General features: G+C 54.4%; 15 protein-coding genes, 1 other RNA gene and 1 riboswitch. Of the genes, 6 read left to right on the plus strand and 10 right to left on the minus strand.

What is annotated here, in order from left to right:
• Nucleotides 1–109 precede the first annotated feature (109 nt).
• Nucleotides 110–1,411 carry a cation:proton antiporter gene (locus ACN0YD_RS02615; RefSeq protein ID WP_417317088.1) on the minus strand — a complete coding sequence of 434 codons (1,302 nt, stop codon included), beginning with the start codon at nucleotides 1,409–1,411 and terminating at the stop codon, nucleotides 110–112.
• Nucleotides 1,412–1,601: 190 nt separating this feature from the next.
• On the opposite strand from ACN0YD_RS02615, the gene ACN0YD_RS02620 reads away from it, so the two are divergent.
• Nucleotides 1,602–3,137, plus strand: a complete 1,536-nt coding sequence (locus ACN0YD_RS02620) for a GNAT family N-acetyltransferase (protein ID WP_417317089.1) — start codon at nucleotides 1,602–1,604, stop codon at nucleotides 3,135–3,137.
• Nucleotides 3,138–3,160: 23 nt separating this feature from the next.
• Here the strand turns inward: ACN0YD_RS02620 and ACN0YD_RS02625 are convergent, their stop codons facing one another.
• The 6 genes from ACN0YD_RS02625 to tkt form a co-directional block, all read right to left on the minus strand.
• Complete coding sequence (locus ACN0YD_RS02625; RefSeq protein ID WP_417317090.1) at nucleotides 3,161–3,373, minus strand: DUF805 domain-containing protein; 213 nt, start codon at nucleotides 3,371–3,373, stop codon at nucleotides 3,161–3,163.
• A gap of 1 nt (nucleotide 3,374) precedes the next feature.
• Nucleotides 3,375–3,566 carry a hypothetical protein gene (locus ACN0YD_RS02630; protein WP_417317091.1) on the minus strand — a complete coding sequence of 64 codons (192 nt, stop codon included), beginning with the start codon at nucleotides 3,564–3,566 and terminating at the stop codon, nucleotides 3,375–3,377.
• Nucleotides 3,567–3,747: 181 nt separating this feature from the next.
• Entirely contained in the window at nucleotides 3,748–4,668 is a 921-nt protein-coding gene (locus tag ACN0YD_RS02635; RefSeq protein ID WP_417317092.1) for a class I fructose-bisphosphate aldolase, read from the minus strand.
• A 96-nt stretch (nucleotides 4,669–4,764) separates the two neighbouring features.
• On the minus strand, nucleotides 4,765–5,961 hold the full coding sequence (locus ACN0YD_RS02640; protein WP_417317093.1) for a phosphoglycerate kinase: 1,197 nt from the start codon (nucleotides 5,959–5,961) through the stop codon (nucleotides 4,765–4,767).
• A gap of 19 nt (nucleotides 5,962–5,980) precedes the next feature.
• Entirely contained in the window at nucleotides 5,981–6,985 is a 1,005-nt protein-coding gene (gap, locus tag ACN0YD_RS02645; RefSeq protein ID WP_417317094.1) for a type I glyceraldehyde-3-phosphate dehydrogenase, read from the minus strand.
• 26 nt (nucleotides 6,986–7,011) lie between these two features.
• The gene (tkt, locus tag ACN0YD_RS02650) at nucleotides 7,012–8,985 is read right to left on the minus strand and encodes a transketolase (RefSeq protein ID WP_417317095.1); all 1,974 of its coding nucleotides are present in this window, start codon (nucleotides 8,983–8,985) and stop codon (nucleotides 7,012–7,014) included.
• Nucleotides 8,986–9,259: 274 nt separating this feature from the next.
• Here tkt and ACN0YD_RS02655 point away from each other — a divergent pair, with 274 nt between their 5' ends.
• Both ACN0YD_RS02655 and ACN0YD_RS02660 read left to right on the plus strand, forming a co-directional pair.
• Complete coding sequence (locus ACN0YD_RS02655) at nucleotides 9,260–9,589, plus strand: hypothetical protein (protein ID WP_417317096.1); 330 nt, start codon at nucleotides 9,260–9,262, stop codon at nucleotides 9,587–9,589.
• A gap of 38 nt (nucleotides 9,590–9,627) precedes the next feature.
• On the plus strand, nucleotides 9,628–9,930 hold the full coding sequence (locus ACN0YD_RS02660; RefSeq protein ID WP_417317097.1) for a cell division protein ZapA: 303 nt from the start codon (nucleotides 9,628–9,630) through the stop codon (nucleotides 9,928–9,930).
• 30 nt (nucleotides 9,931–9,960) lie between these two features.
• Here ACN0YD_RS02660 and ACN0YD_RS02665 read toward each other — a convergent pair whose 3' ends face one another.
• Genes ACN0YD_RS02665 through dcm form a run of 3 tightly spaced genes read right to left on the minus strand, consistent with a single transcriptional unit; the run spans nucleotide 9,961 to nucleotide 13,039 of the window.
• Nucleotides 9,961–11,298 carry an MvaI/BcnI family restriction endonuclease gene (locus tag ACN0YD_RS02665; RefSeq protein WP_417317098.1) on the minus strand — a complete coding sequence of 446 codons (1,338 nt, stop codon included), beginning with the start codon at nucleotides 11,296–11,298 and terminating at the stop codon, nucleotides 9,961–9,963.
• A complete protein-coding gene (locus ACN0YD_RS02670) occupies nucleotides 11,279–11,767 on the minus strand; it encodes a very short patch repair endonuclease (RefSeq protein ID WP_417317099.1) in 489 nt (162 codons plus the stop codon). Before ACN0YD_RS02670 ends, ACN0YD_RS02665 begins: the two co-directional genes overlap by 20 nt.
• A gap of 6 nt (nucleotides 11,768–11,773) precedes the next feature.
• Nucleotides 11,774–13,039, minus strand: coding sequence for a DNA (cytosine-5-)-methyltransferase (dcm, locus tag ACN0YD_RS02675; RefSeq protein WP_417317100.1), 1,266 nt, complete (start codon nucleotides 13,037–13,039; stop codon nucleotides 11,774–11,776).
• A gap of 191 nt (nucleotides 13,040–13,230) precedes the next feature.
• Here dcm and ssrS point away from each other — a divergent pair.
• The 3 genes from ssrS (at nucleotide 13,231) to ACN0YD_RS02690 (ending at nucleotide 14,889) form a co-directional block, all read left to right on the plus strand.
• Nucleotides 13,231–13,388, plus strand: a non-coding RNA gene (ssrS, locus tag ACN0YD_RS02680) — 6S RNA.
• Between the two features lie 94 nt (nucleotides 13,389–13,482).
• Nucleotides 13,483–14,049, plus strand: coding sequence for a 5-formyltetrahydrofolate cyclo-ligase (locus ACN0YD_RS02685; protein ID WP_417317101.1), 567 nt, complete (start codon nucleotides 13,483–13,485; stop codon nucleotides 14,047–14,049).
• 24 nt (nucleotides 14,050–14,073) lie between these two features.
• Nucleotides 14,074–14,889 (plus strand): TIGR00282 family metallophosphoesterase, encoded by an 816-nt coding sequence (locus tag ACN0YD_RS02690; RefSeq protein ID WP_417317102.1) that lies wholly within the window; start codon nucleotides 14,074–14,076, stop codon nucleotides 14,887–14,889.
• 55 nt (nucleotides 14,890–14,944) lie between these two features.
• Nucleotides 14,945–15,103, plus strand: a riboswitch (FMN riboswitch).
• The last annotated feature ends 24 nt before the right edge of the window (nucleotides 15,104–15,127 follow it).

Here is a 15,127-nt window from a genome sequence, read left to right on the forward strand (position 1 = left end):
GACATGTCAACGGCATGAGGATCGGAGGGGCGGGGCAGATTTCGGCAAAAGGTTCGCCTTCGGCTCTCTCGAAGTCCCTGAAATAACCGTCGTCCGGATGAGGGGCAAATCAAGCGCCTTTATCAGTGCTTTCAGTATCGTCGTCATTCTTGGGGCTGTGTTTTGTGCGCACATCCCCGCTTGACCCGTTTTGCCTGATTTTGTCCACCTGTTCCTTCAGGCGGCCAAGCTCCAGCTGTGGCAGGCTCTCGTTATGTTTCACCAGATACAGCCAGAGCGGTGTGAACAACAGGCTGAGGGTAATCACCGCCACCACATACTTGTAGCTGTCATAATCAATGGTGCCCGCACCGAGCCCCATGGCGGCGAGGATAAAGGAGAACTCCCCCACCTGGGCCAGCACCGCGCCGGTGGTATAGGCTTCCTGTTTTTCCATGCCCTGCCAGCGCAGGATCGCCACATTGGCGACGGTTTTCAGGCACATGGTCAGGAACAGAACGGTAAGGGCGGCGAACAGGTGATCCCACAGGAACTGCAGGTCGATCAGCAGGCCGATGGACAGGAAAAACACCATGATCATCACATCAAAGATGGGCCGGGTGTGTTCCTCAAGCTCGTGCCGGTTCATGGTATGGCCCAGCACGATCCCGGCAAGGAAGGCGCCGTAGGCGGCGGACAGGCCGAAGAAGCCGGAGACGGCGGCGGCGGTAAAGCAGAAGGCCAGTGCGGTGATTGCCGCCTGTCCCTGCATGGCCTCGCCCTTGATGCGTTCAAAACGGGCCCAGATGCCGAGGAATATCCTGGGTTTTTGTGTCAGCACATACATCAGCCCGCCCATAAGCACCACGGCGATGGCCAGCCGCGCCATGCCCATATAGTTGAAGCCTTCGGCCGTATGCATGGCGCCGATAATCAGGATCATGGGGATCACGGCCAGATCCTGGGCAATCAGGATACCAAGGCTGGAATGGCCGATGGTCGTGTCTTTCAGCTTCATATCCTCAAGAATCTTGAGCGCCACGGCGGTGGAGCTCAGGGATACCGCAAAGCCCATCAGTATCGATCGGTTGAGCGGCCAGTCAAACAGCCAGCCGAGAATGAACATAATGACCAGGCCCAGGATAATCTGCGCCGCACAGGTGATGAGCGAGATTTTTGAAACCGATCTGAAATTATGCAGGTCAAGCTCCATCCCGGCGACAAACAGCAAGAGCAGGATGCCGAGCTCCGCCAGCAGGGAGATTTCCTCACGCCCTTCCACAAGGCCCAGCACGGAAGGGCCGAGCACCAGCCCGACGATGATATAGCCGATCATCACCGGCTGTTTCAGTTTCTTGAACACGGCCCCGCCGACAAAGGCGGCTGCAAGGACGCTGGCGAGGTAGGTCAGGGCGTGATAATGTTCTTCCATTGAGGGCTTTGATCCTGTGGCTTGTTTCCGTGAGCCTACCGAAAAAAAAGGCCAAGGGACAGGGGGAAAGTTAACTGTCTCGTGGATGGTTGAAACTACTGCGGTCTATCCCTTCAAATCTTCTTGTATGGCCGCAGTTTTAGTATATACGAGATTTTATTATCAACTGCTGTTTTAGGGCTTTTCCGCCATGAGCAATATTATTAAACGCCAGAAACTTTTTATCCGCACAGCCACTCTGGAAGATGTGCCGGGCCTTGCCGCCCTCAACCGCAAGGTTTATGGCGATTTCAGCTTTACGGAAAAAATGATCGCCAGCCATATCAAGAAGTTTCCCGAGGGGCAGATCATCGCCATCTATGAGGGCCGTATCGTCGGTCATGCCGCCACCTTCATTATTGACGAGAAAACGGCCCTCCGCCCCCATAGCTGGAAACAGATCACCGGCAAGGGGTATGCCACCCATCATGACCCGGAAGGCGATTACCTTTATGGCATGGAGGTCTGTGTCGATCCGGACATGCGGCGTCTCAGGATTGGGCAGCGGCTCTATAACATGCGCAAGAAGCTCTGCGTTCAGCTCGGCCTCAAGGGGATTGTGTTCGGCGGCCGCATGCCCGGTTACGCCCGTTATGCCCGTAAGGGCATGACCCCTGAGGAATATCTGGAGCAGGTCAGGGAAAAGAAAATTCGCGATACAGTCATTGGCTTTCAGCTCCGCAATGAATTCGAGCCCATCGGCATCCTTAAAAACTATCTGGTGGGGGACAAGGAAAGCGCCGACTTTGCCGTGCATATGGTCTGGCATAATGCGCTGTATGTGGAGGATACGCCCAAGAAGCAGCGCCGCCACCGGCCGGGCGTGGTCCGCGTGGCCAGTGTGCAGTTCGAGGCCCGCAAGGTAAAATCCTTCGAGGACTTCATGAACCAGATTGAATATTTTGTTGATATTGCCTCCGACTACCGGGGTGATTTCGTGGTTTTCCCCGAACTTTACACCCAGGCGCTGCTGTCGGCGGAGGACAACCGCCTCACGCCGCAGGAATCCGCGCTCAGGCTCACCTCCTATACGGAAGACTATGTGAAGGCCATGAACCAGATGGCCATCAGCTATAACATCAACATCATCGGCGGCACCCATCCGACCATGGTGGGCGACGAATTGATGAATATCTCCTATGTCTTCCTGCGCGGCGGGGAGGTCCATCAGCAGGCCAAGATTCATTGCACCCCCAACGAGGACTATTGGTGGAACATGAAGGGCGGCGACGAACTGAATGTGATCCAGACCGACTGCGGCCCCATCGGCGTGCTGATCTGCTATGATGCGGAATTTCCGGAACTGGCCCGTCATCTCGCCGACCAGGGGGCGCTAATTCTTTTTGTGCCCTTCTGCACCGACGAGCGGCAGGGATATCTGCGGGTCCGTTACTGTGCCCAGGCCCGGGCGGTGGAAAACCAGCTGTATGTGGCAACATCAGGCATGGTCGGCAACCTGCCGGATGTGGAAAATATGGATATCCATTATGCCGCCAGCCATATTCTCACCCCCTGCGATTTCCCGTTCGCCCGGGACGGCATCGCGGCGGAGGCGGAAAGCAACGCCGAAACCATCATCTTTGCCGATTTGAACCTGGACGACCTTCTGATTGCCCGCAAGTCCGGCACGGTGCGCAACTTCAAGGACCGCCGCTTTGACCTGTATGAGGTGAACTGGTTGAAGTAGGGGGCTGTCGCCAGCACCCAGTTTTATTCTATAGCGGCGGGCTCGTCTTCCTGGTAACGCAAGTTTGGCCAGTCAGCGAAAGCAAAGACCCAGATCATGATAAAATTGACGATCGGCACGAAGGTAATTAATACCCACCATCCAGAATAACCAGCCTTATGAATAACTCGAATGGATGCCCAGATAGAATAGATGAAGAAAATTACGAGCAGTATCTGCCAAATAGATAATCCCATTTTAACTCTCCACTTTTTGCGTGGTATTTGGCCAATCTGAATGGGCAAGTATGATCAATAAAATCAGATACCCGAGGCCGGGAATTAAAATCAGCAGGGAAAGTGCAGGCGAGAATCCTGCTTTGCCGCAAATTTTCCATGCTGGTATCAACAACAAAACGGCGATAAGGTTAATTTCTAGAAATACGTCCACGGATTTTCCCCATGACTTAATTTCGGATTGCTTCAAAAGGGTAATGTTTTCCCGAACGTAAGACAATTATAAAAAACCGGGCCCGCATGAAGCGAGCCCGGTCGTCCCTCAGACATTTCAGAAATAAGCCTGGTCTTTATATGCTTGGGTCTCCCGGCAGGCTTATTTCTTGCCTAAATGTTTATTCCTGGCCTTTGTAGATGGCGATGATCTTGTTCAGCATCTCGATCGCTTCCTCGCGCGGACGCTGGAAGGTGTTGCGGCCGATAATGGAACCGTTACCGCCGCCGTCGCGGATGGCGCGGGCGTCGTCATAGATGCTGTTGGCGCCTTTCTTGGCACCACCGGAGAAGACCACAATGCGGCGGCCGTTAAAGGACGAGCGCATCACTTCGGCCACACGGGCCGCCTGTGTGGACAGGTCGATCTTGGCGTCTTCGAAGGCTTTCTTGGCTTCCGGTTGTTCCAGGTGATCGGAGGGCAGCTTCACCTTGATGATATGGGCGCCCAGTTCGGCGGCCAGGTGAGCGGCATAGGCGCCCACGTCCATGGCGGTCTCGCCGTCTTTGGAAAGGTCGCCGCCGCGCGGATAGGACCACAGAACGACGGCCAGGCCGGCAGCTTTGGCTTCTTCGGAAATTTCACGGAACTCTTCCATCAGTTCGAGGGCGAATTCGGACCCCGGATACATGGTGAAACCGACGGCGGAACAGCCCAGGCGCAGGGCGTCATTGACGCTGGCGTTCACAGACTGGTCTTTGGTGGTGGCCCAGCTGTTGGAGCTGTTGATTTTCAGGATCGTCGGGATCTGGCCGGCAAAGGTGTCGGCTCCCGCTTCCAGCATACCCAGCGTGGAAGCATAGGCATTGAGGCCGGCATCGATGGCAAGCTGGTAATGGTAATGCGGATCGTAAGCCGGGGCGTTCGGCGCGAAGCTTCTCGCCGGCCCGTGTTCGAAACCCTGGTCAACCGGCAGGATGATCATCTTGCCGGTACCGCCGAGCTTGCCCTGCATCAGGATGCGGGCCAGATTGGTTTTTGTGCCGGGATTGTCGCTTTCATAATAGGAGAGGATCTGCTTTACCTTGCGTGTCATTCTCATGTCATTTACCTCGTTATCTCTATCTGTGTATTTTGTATATTCTATTGTTTTATAATGAAAATCCCGGACCTTTTCGGACCGGGACCTTGACTAAAACTATACTTCGAGCACCTTTACGCCCGGCAGTTCCTTGCCTTCCATCCATTCGAGGAAGGCGCCGCCGGCGGTGGAAATATGGGTGAACTTTTCGGCCACACCAGCGTGATTAAGCGCTGCAACGGTGTCACCGCCGCCGGCCACGCTGAGAAGGGAACCTTCATCAGTGAGCTCTGCCGCCGCTTTTGCCAAGGCGACCGTGGCTTTGTCAAACGGCTCGATCTCGAAGGCACCCATGGGGCCGTTCCAGATCAGGGTCTTGCATCCATGCAGGGCGGCGGAAAGGTCTGCGACAGAAGCCGCGCCCACATCCAGGATCATGTCGTCCGCGGCCACCTGGTCAAGCGCCACTGTACGGTTTTCCGCGTTGGCGGCAAATTCCTTGGCCACCACCACATCTGTCGGCAGGTGCAGGGTACAACCGGCTTTCTCGGCACGTCCAAGAATATCCCGGGCGGTATCGGCCAGGTCATGCTCGCACAGCGACTTGCCCACATCCACGCCTTGCGCGGCAAGGAAGGTATTGGCCATGCCGCCGCCGATAATCAGGTGATCGACCTTTTCCACCAGATGGGTCAGGACATCAAGCTTGGTGGAGACTTTGGCCCCGCCGACCACGGCAGCAACCGGGTGTTTCGGGGTGCCAAGGGCATTTTCCAGCGCCACAAGTTCCGCTTCCAGTGCCAGGCCCGCCGCGCTCGGCAGCAGGTGGGCGATGCCCTCGGTGGAGGCATGGGCCCGGTGGCAGCAGGAAAAGGCGTCATTCACATAGGCATCGCCATTGGCGGCCAGCAGTTTGGTGAACTCCGGATCGTTCTTTTCCTCGCCGGGATAGAAACGCACGTTCTCCAGCAACAGTACGGAACCGTTTTCCATGGCGTCAATGGTTTCCGTCACATCGTCACCAATACAGTCATTGATGAAGGCCACCGGCAGCCGGGTGATATTGGCCAGCGGCTGGCCGAGGGCTTCCAGTGACATGTCCGGGACGACCTGGCCCTTGGGGCGGCCGAAATGGGACATGACAATGACTTTGGCTCCCTTTGCCGCCAGCGCCTTGATGGTCGGCGTGACGGAGCGGATGCGGGTGTCATCACTGACTTCACCGTCCTGCATAGGGACATTGAGGTCGGCACGAACCAGGACGCGCTTGCCGTCAAGCGCGCCCAGGCTTTCGATGTTTTTAAACGTCGCCATCAGGCTCCCCCGGTTCGGGTTAGAGGGATGCCATGATTTTGGCAGTGTCGGACATACGGTTGGAGAAGCCCCACTCGTTGTCGTACCAGCTCAGCACACGGACCAGCGTGCCGTCCATGACTTTGGTCTGGCTTGAATCAAAGCTGGAGCTGTGCGGGTCATGGTTGAAATCGATGGAAACGGTTGGCTCATCGATATAGGCCAGAACACCTTTCAGGCGGCCGTTGGCGGCTTCCTGGATGGCGGCGTTGATTTCGTCAGCGCTTGTGGATTTCCTGGCCACGAATTTCAGGTCGATCATGGACACGTTCGGTGTCGGAACGCGGATTGCTGAACCGTCCAGCTTCCCGGCCAGTTCCGGCAGAACCAGGCCAACGGCCTTGGCCGCACCGGTGGAGGTCGGGATCATGCTGAGCGCAGCAGCACGGGCGCGGCGCGGGTCGGAATGCAGGGTGTCGAGCACCGGCTGGTCGCCTGTGTAGGCATGCACGGTGGTCATATAGCCTTTTTCGATACCGACAGTGTCGTTCAGCACCTGGGCCACCGGGGCCAGGCAGTTGGTGGTGCAGGAGGCGTTGGACACGATGGTGTGGCCTGCTTCCAGCTTGTCGTGGTTTACACCGTAAACGACAGTCTGGTCGACTTCGGTGCCCGGTGCGGAAATCAGCACTTTCTTGGCGCCGGCGTCCAGATGCGCCTTGGCTTTGTCGCGGTGGGTGAAGATACCTGTGCACTCGTAAACAATGTCAACGCCCAGGTCGCCCCAGGGCAGATCGGCCGGGTTACGCTCTGCGGCCACCTTGATGTCGTTGCGGCCCAGGTTGATGACATCGCCGTTTACCGTTACCTCATGCGGAAAGGGTCCGTGGACGGAGTCACGTTTCAGCAGATAGGCGTTCATATCCACAGGACCAAGATCGTTGATGCCGACGACCTCGATGTCGGTGCGACCGGATTCGTAGATGGCCCGGAGGGCAAGACGGCCGATACGACCGAAACCGTTGATTGCTACACGAGTAGTCATGAGGGTAATCTCCGTTTGTTAGACAGTTAAACCTTGTTTTTGACGGTCTTGACGACGTTGTCCACCGTCAGGCCGAAATAGTTGAACAGATCACCGGCCGGGGCAGAGGCGCCGAAACGGTCGATGCCGATGACGGTGCCGTCGCGGCCGACAAAACGCTCCCAGCCCTGGGTGGCGCCGGCTTCGATGGCGACATTGACCGGGGTGGCCCCCAGTACATTGGCCCGGTAAGCCTCGTCCTGCTCGTTAAAGCGCTCCCAGCTCGGCAGGGAAACCACGCGGGTCGGAATGCCGGAAGCCTGCAGTTCTTCGTGGGCCTTGACGGCCAGTTCCACCTCGGAACCTGTGGCAAACAGGGTGGCTTTGGCCTCTCCGTCAGCTTCTTTCAGGATATATCCGCCTTTGGCAGACAGGTTCTCGTCCGTATGGTCGAGCCTCAGCTGCTCCAGATTCTGACGGGTCAGCACCAGTACGCTGGGCCGTTCCTTGTCTTCCAGGGCGGCAAGCCAGCATTCGGCAGTTTCCACCACATCGGCGGGACGGTACACCGCCACGCCGGGCATGGCGCGCAATGACGCCACATGCTCGATCGGCTGGTGGGTCGGACCGTCTTCGCCAAGGCCGATGCTGTCATGGGTCATCACATAGACCACACGCTGTTTCATCAGGGCGGAAAGACGGATCGCCGGACGGCAGTAATCGGTAAAGACCAGGAAGGTGCCGCCATAAGGCATATATTCACCATGCAGGGCGAGGCCGTTCATGGCCGCGGCCATGCCGAACTCCCGCACTCCGTAATACATGTAACGGCCCGAGAAGTCGTCACGGGTTACCGGGGTCATGTCAGCGGTTTTGGTATTGTTGGAGCCGGTCAGGTCCGCGGAACCGCCAATGGTTTCGGTCATGATCGGGTTGATCACACCAAGCGCCATTTCGGAGGCCTTGCGGGTGGCCACTTTTTTTGGCTCGGCCGCCAGCTGCTTTTTATAGTCGTTGATGGCGTCTTTCAGGCCGGCCGGAAGCTCTTTGTTCAGCCGGCGCTCGAAATCGGCGCGGATATTGGCGTCCAGCCCGTCCCAGGCGGCTTTCCAGTCGGAGGCGGCCTGTTTGCTGCGTTCGCCGGCTTCGCGCCAGGCGCTCATGATATTGTCCGGGACCTCGAACGGGGCATGGGGCCAGCTCAGGAATTTCCGGGCGGCGGCAATTTCCTCGTCCCCGAGCGGCGCACCGTGGGTGGAGGAGGTGCCCTGTTTGTTGGGGGCGCCATAACCGATCGTGGTGCGACAGGCGATCAGGGTCGGCTTGTCGGCCTGCTGCGCTTCCTCGATGGCGGCGGAAATCTCGTCCGGATCATGGCCGTCGATGGCAATGGTATGCCAGTTATGGGCCTGGAAGCGGGCGATCTGGTCGTCGCTGGTGGTGATATTGGTGTCGCCGTCGATGCTGATGCTGTTGTCGTCCCACAGCACGATCAGCTTGCTGAGGCCCAGGTGACCGGCCATGGAGATGGCCTCGTGGCTCACACCTTCCATCAGGCAGCCGTCACCGGCCAGCACATAAGTGTAATGATCGATAACATCACCGCAACGGGCGGCGCTCAAGCGTTCGGCGAGCGCCATGCCGACGGCGGTGGCCAGACCCTGGCCCAGCGGGCCGGTGGTCATTTCAACACCGGGCAGTTCCTCATATTCCGGATGTCCGGCACAGGGGCTGTGCAACTGGCGGAAATTCTTGATGTCATCCAGGGTCGGATTTTCATAGCCTGTCAGATAGAGCAGGGAATAGAGCAACATGGAGCCGTGACCTGCGGACAATACAAAACGGTCGCGGTTCGGCCAGTCGGGCCATTTGGGATCATATTTCAGATATTTCGTGAAAAGAACGGTGGCCACGTCTGCCATGCCCATGGGCATGCCCGGGTGACCAGAATTTGCAGCCTGTACGGCATCCATGCTGAGGGCACGGATCGTGTTGGCCATATCGCCATGTGTTGCAGTCATATTCCTCTTGCCGGTCTACTCTAGGTATTTAAAGAAATAAAGCACTCTGTCTTCGGTCGCGGGCACAATGAACAAAACAGGTCCCCCCGTCAATATACTTCTGCACCGATTTGGGGAATCTTGTGGTTAACAGGCCCTTTTTTGATGATTTGGGGGTGATTTTGATGAAAAAATGCCCCGGAAATCGTTTTAAGTGGATTTTCATATGGAAATGAGTCTAGGCTTGGAGAATAAATTCAAGGTCCCGGGAGGAGACCGTTAGGGGTACAAGGAAATGCCATTTAAGGAAGACCAGTCAAACGCTGAAAAACTGAGAATCGAGCTGGACGAGGCGCTGACCCGCCTCGAGCGCGCAGCCCTTGATGTTCGGGCCCGCAGCGTGCGCGAAGGCGGCGAGGCCGGGGGTGAAGTGGAAGACCGGATGAGCCGGCTGGAAGCGGAAAACCGTCAGCTTCGGGACGCTGTTTCCAAGCTGAAACAGCAGTATGAAATTCTGGAAATGGAGCATCAGGAGCTTCAGGACCGGGCCGAATCGGCAGACCGTGAACTGGATGACACCCTCCGTCAGCTTGATGAGCTGATCGAGGCGGAAACCATTCACTAGAATCGCATTGAAATCGCATACGCGCGGGAGCATTTTAAATGGCGGAAACCATCGTCACCTTCAATAATAAATCCTATCATCTGGCCTGCCGCAACGGCGAGGAAGAGCGCCTGCGCAATCTGGCGGAATTTATCGATGCCAAGGCGGACCAGCTCAAATCCCAGATGGGCGCCATTACCGACAGCCGGCTGATGCTGATGACCGCTATTCTGCTGGCCGATGAGCTCGATGACCTGAAAAACGGCTCTCTCGACCTGGACAGCCCTGCCCTTTACGAGAAAACCCTGTCCCAGGCCGTGAAAAAGGTGGAAAACCTCGCCCGGACGCTCGAGGGGGTTTAGGGCTTTATATTGTCAGAAATAAAGTGACATTTATTCAAAGTTGATCAAATCAACTAATTGCATTTCTTGATAGAGGTCGGGAATCTTTGCAGGTCTAATTCTGAATTGGCTACGTTTTTTTGATTTCTGGTCATTACGATCAATATTCTCGATCTTAATTCCTGGATCGTAATATATTGATTGGATGGCGACGGCATGTAGAAATTTATCAAAATCCGTTCCCATTCCTAGTGCGACATGGCTTCCATATCGATATTGAATAGTTTCAGATTTTCTTTTCTGTGATGGAATGTAAACTGCGTGAGCGTGTTTTTTATTCCATTTTTCTAACAAGCTGCCAAAGTCCCATGAAGCTGCATTGCAATTAGAATCTGAGCGAAGAGTGATACCACCTTCAATATTAACAATTTTGTGTGAATTGATATCATAGCCATCGAGGGAAAGGGTTAAAGCTGTTCTATTTTGCCTTTCTCCAAATTTATGTATACCTCCAAAATTATATCTATTTTCTCGGCCTTTAGTGTCGGGATACCCGAATTCTTTCACAAAATTGATCAGTCCGCTGGTTTTGTAGATACCCCCGGTAGGTTCCGGTGTCATAAGTGTAATTGCCCCTCCTGATAGAGGTTTATCCAGAGGGGCATTATGTTGTTTTAGTTCCCAGCCAAGGTAGTCAGGTTCGTTTTGACCATTTGGTGTAACACCAAGAATAGCTTCAATGGTATAGCCACCGCCGTTCAGTGCCTGATAAGGATGTGTAATACCATTATTGTCTAGTTTACAAGAGTTTATCCAGCCTATTTCGTGAATCTCTTTTAATTTCTCAAGAAGTTTGTGCTTCGATTCTAAGTTGGTTGGTTCTCTGTAGATTTCATTTAGGACATTGCATGTATCAAAAGTTCCCAGTTCTTGATTCGCAGGGTTTTCGAGGCCAATTACATGCGCAACTATGTGGCGGGCATGGGTAATACCGAGTAATAGAACTCGTCCTTCCTTTCTTGAATTTAGGTGGTCTCTTGGTGCGTACTCCGAGCCTTGAAGAAATCCCGACAAGCGTACTTCAGGGTACTTCGGGTAAAGAATAAGTTGAGAGCCGGGAGCTTCAAACAGTTTTCCTTCATCGTCCATCCAGAAAAAGTCTAGGTTGGCTTTGAAGCGGTCTCTTTTGCTATCTTTCCTGCTTTTATCGGTAACAACCGCACCGAATGGAAGGAGTTGCAAGATAGAATAATTTCCACCCAAGTATATCTGGTTCTTTGAATTATCATTTGGAGCAAGACGTTTATAAACAAGGGTATGTACCTGATTTTTTCTCATGAGGCCTATAATTTTTGATAGGCTTTTGATTTCAGGTAACTCCATTGTCATATTGTGCTTTCTCCCCAACTATTTCGAAAACTGAAGCACATGAATCTTTTGAGTGCAACCATAAAGAGGCTTTCTCTATAACTTCTTCAAGGGAAAGTCTTGTTTTTCCCTTCAGGGCGCATTCCCAGATATTCAGTACACGCCACCCCTGTTCCTGAAGTTGTTTGATGATTTTGCGGTCTCTGGCCTTGTTGCCTTCAATCTTTTCTTTCCAGAAATCCTGTCTGGTTTTAGGCCATTTGAACAGATGACAGTCATGTGCATGCCAAAAGCAGCCATGCACTAAGATAACAGCCTTGTATTTTGGGAAAACCAGGTCCGGTTTGCCAGGAAGGTCCTTGTCGTGCAGTCTGTAGCGGAAACCCTGTTTATGCAGGGCTCGACGCACCAGCATCTCGGGGCGGGTGTTTTTGCCCGTGATACCAGCCATCATCTGGCTACGTTTTTGCGGTGTTACGACATCGGTCACTGACGACTATTCTGCTGCAACCACTTCGGGGATCAATTCTTTTTCTTTTTGGTCAAGTATGTAGGGTCTCATGTATTTGGCAATTTCAGTGATTACCGGGACAACGACGGAATTGCCGAATTGCTTGTAAGCTCTTGTATCTGATACAGGAATAATCATCCGGGTATTCCTGTCCGGATCAAAACCCATGAGCCGGGCGCATTCTCGGGGTGTCAGGCGGCGCGGGTTCTTGCCTTCCTGCTTTATCAGGATTTCGCTGCCGTCCTTGTAATATCTGGCAGACAGGGTTCTTGCCTTGTCATTTGGACCGACCAGGCCATAACCAAATCCATTACCTGCTGCCTTGTGTTTTGCGGCATAGTCCTGAAGGTATTTCCAGAGCTTGTCGGTCAGGGTATATTTGTCATTGATCCGGCAGGAGGCGTTGGAACCCGGTGCGTTTTCCGGCAATGTATATTCTGCTTCTGCTTCTTCGCTTTCTTCATGCAGAATGCTGCCGATAACCGGCCCATTGTCCGGGGTTTTAAAATCCAGCTTGTCAAAATCAAAATCGCAGTCTTCACGAAAACCGGCAATGAAAATACGTTCTCTGTGCTGGGGGACATAGCCCTTGCCATCAATGACCCGGCAACTGATTTTATAGCCAAGCTCGTTTTCCAGGGCGCCAACAATCGTGGCGAACGTGTCGCCCTTGTTATGGCTTTTAAGGTTTTTTACATTTTCCAGTAGAAAGGCGGCGGGACGGTGATGTTTCAGAATGCGTAAAACATCAAAGAACAGTGTACCCTGGGCCTTGTCCATAAAACCATGTTCGCGTCCGAGAGACTTTTTCTTGGAAACGCCGGCAATTGAAAAAGGCTGACAAGGAAAACCGGCAAGCAGCACATCGTGTCTGGGGATATCAGCTGGATCAACCTTGGTAATATCACCGACAATTTTGTGGTCGTCATGAAAATTTGCCCGGTAGGTGCGCTGGGCATATTCATCCCATTCACTGGTGAATACACATTTGCCGCCTGAAGCTTCAAAGCCTTTGCGAATGCCGCCAATCCCTGCAAACAGATCAATGAAGGTGAAATCCGGATGAGGGTCCCGGAAGTCGCGTTTATATTCCAGTCTGTCTTTCAGGAGCTGGACAAAGGCTTTCTTTGGTTCCGATTCCCCGTTTTCCCAGCGATATACTGTTTTTGGCGTGACACCCAGAAGGTGGGCGGTATCCTCCACGGAAAGGGCGTTGAGCTCCCGAAGTTCCTTGAATTCGGCCACTTCCATGTTCTCCTCCTGTTTCATTTATCTGGGAATTATTTTGACATTTAGGGGAATTTATCACCCAGAGATTTGGGTGTCTATAGCTAATTGTTCTTTTTTTGTTCTTTTTGGAGTGGGAAAACTAGTAAAATAGGCGGTGTTTCCTACTTCCCCATTGCCCTTTTGTCCCATGATCCCTACATATAGGACGTGCGCGGGTACTGCCCTGTACGTGATTTTCTTTATTCCCTGGGGCTATAATCACTATCCGGGGAGCTGTCCCTGTGGAGACCGTGGTCTCTTTATACGGCGCCCACCTGTTTAACAGGTTCCGGAGGATTAAACATAAAATCACGGCAGCGATGGTCCCGTGCATATATATGTATATATATTTATGTTTATAAAAACCAAGGAAAACCGGGGGTTTTAGCGGTCCTGACCCGGAAAGAAATCTCCCGGAGGAAAATATGACGACCAAGAAAAAACTGCGCCAGGAGCTCGCCCAACACCGGCTTGAGCTGAAAGAAAAGACCGGAGAGGACGCCGCCCGCCGTGTGGCCTCAAAGCTGATTCTGCTGCCGGAACTGGAAGAGGCGGATATCGTTGCCGGCTATCATACGCTGGGCAGCGAGCTGGATTGCCTTGTGGTGCTGAAGGCCCTGCATGCGGCACATTTCCGTATCGCCCTGCCGGTGATTGTGGCCAAAGACCATGCGCTAAAATTCCGGGAATGGGACATGATTCATGCGCTGGAGGACGGCGGGCACGGGACAAAGCAGCCCGATGACAAATGTCACGAAGTGATGCCCGATGTGATGCTGGTGCCGCTTCTGGCTTTTGACGGGGCCGGACACCGGTTGGGCTACGGCGGCGGCTATTACGACCGCACCCTGCATGCCTACAGGAGCCGGAACGAGGATTTGCTGACCATCGGTCTTGCCTTCGAGGGCCAGAGGCGGGATGATGTCTTTGCCGATGTGCATGACCAGCCGCTGGACATGATCGTCACGGAAGAAGAGATTTACCGGTTCTGAGGAGCCGGAACAGAAAGGATAACTGTGCGGGTTTTATATCTGGGTGACATTGTGGGCCGGTCTGGCCGGGCCCTGGTGCTGGAAAAGCTGCCGGAACTGCGCGAGAAACTGAAACTGGACCTGGTGGTGGTAAACGGGGAAAATGCCGCTGCAGGCTTTGGAATCACCCGGAAAATCTGCGATCAGCTCCTTGAGGGCGGTGTGGATGTGATCACCACCGGCAACCATATCTGGGACCAGAAAGAGACGGTTCAGTTCATCAGCCAGGAAAAACGCCTGATCCGGCCGATCAATTTTCCCAAGGGCACGCCCGGCATCGGCGCCGGTATCTATGAGGCGGGCCGGGGGCGCACGGCGCTCATTATCAATGTCATGGGCCGCATTTTCATGGATCCGCTGGATGATCCCTTTGCCGCCGTGGAAGAAGAGCTTGGCCGCCACCGGCTTGGCCAGACGGTGAACTTCATTCTGGTGGATATTCACTGCGAGGCCACGTCGGAAAAGCAGGCCATGGGCCATTTCTGCGACGGAAGGGTCTCGTTCGTGGTCGGTTCCCACAGCCATGTGCCGACGGCGGACGCGCATATTCTGGAGGGCGGCACCGCCTATCAGACCGATGCGGGCATGTGCGGCGACTATAATTCGGTGATCGGTATGGAAAAAGAGGAGCCGTTACAACGCTTTACCCGCAAGATTGCCACCGGCCGCTTCAGCCCGGCCATGGGCGAGGGCACCTTGTGCGGGGTTTTCGTGGAGACGGACGATCGCAGCGGCCTTGCCAAACGGATCGAGCCGGTCAGGCTCGGCGCCCATCTGCATGGGGCCTTTCCGGAATTGTAATATCGACATATTTCCTTCCATTTGCTAGCCTGAGTGCAGCCCTGCATGGTGCAGGGCAAGTTCTCAGGGCGGGGTGAAATTCCCCACCGGCGGTGAGGGGCGGTATGCCTCAAGCCCGCGAGCGCCATCTGCCTGTGGTTTATCGCAGATGGGTCAAGCAGATTCGGTGAGATTCCGAAGCCGACGGTCACAGTCCGGATGGAAGAGAGCGAAAGTTATGTACTGGTTGCCGGTCGGC

This window comes from Emcibacter sp., from assembly GCF_048269205.1.
GTDB lineage: Bacteria > Pseudomonadota > Alphaproteobacteria > Sphingomonadales > Emcibacteraceae > Emcibacter.

Coding starts and splice junctions, on each gene's coding strand:
- ACN0YD_RS02615 (WP_417317088.1), bottom strand. CDS start 1,411: ATGGAAGAACATTATCACGCCCTGACCTACCTCGCCAGCGTCCTTGCA.
- ACN0YD_RS02620 (WP_417317089.1), top strand. CDS start 1,602: ATGAGCAATATTATTAAACGCCAGAAACTTTTTATCCGCACAGCCACT.
- ACN0YD_RS02625 (WP_417317090.1), bottom strand. CDS start 3,373: ATGGGATTATCTATTTGGCAGATACTGCTCGTAATTTTCTTCATCTAT.
- ACN0YD_RS02635 (WP_417317092.1), bottom strand. CDS start 4,668: ATGAGAATGACACGCAAGGTAAAGCAGATCCTCTCCTATTATGAAAGC.
- ACN0YD_RS02640 (WP_417317093.1), bottom strand. CDS start 5,961: ATGGCGACGTTTAAAAACATCGAAAGCCTGGGCGCGCTTGACGGCAAG.
- gap (WP_417317094.1), bottom strand. CDS start 6,985: ATGACTACTCGTGTAGCAATCAACGGTTTCGGTCGTATCGGCCGTCTT.
- tkt (WP_417317095.1), bottom strand. CDS start 8,985: ATGACTGCAACACATGGCGATATGGCCAACACGATCCGTGCCCTCAGC.
- ACN0YD_RS02655 (WP_417317096.1), top strand. CDS start 9,260: ATGCCATTTAAGGAAGACCAGTCAAACGCTGAAAAACTGAGAATCGAG.
- ACN0YD_RS02660 (WP_417317097.1), top strand. CDS start 9,628: ATGGCGGAAACCATCGTCACCTTCAATAATAAATCCTATCATCTGGCC.
- ACN0YD_RS02665 (WP_417317098.1), bottom strand. CDS start 11,298: ATGACAATGGAGTTACCTGAAATCAAAAGCCTATCAAAAATTATAGGC.
- dcm (WP_417317100.1), bottom strand. CDS start 13,039: ATGGAAGTGGCCGAATTCAAGGAACTTCGGGAGCTCAACGCCCTTTCC.
- ACN0YD_RS02685 (WP_417317101.1), top strand. CDS start 13,483: ATGACGACCAAGAAAAAACTGCGCCAGGAGCTCGCCCAACACCGGCTT.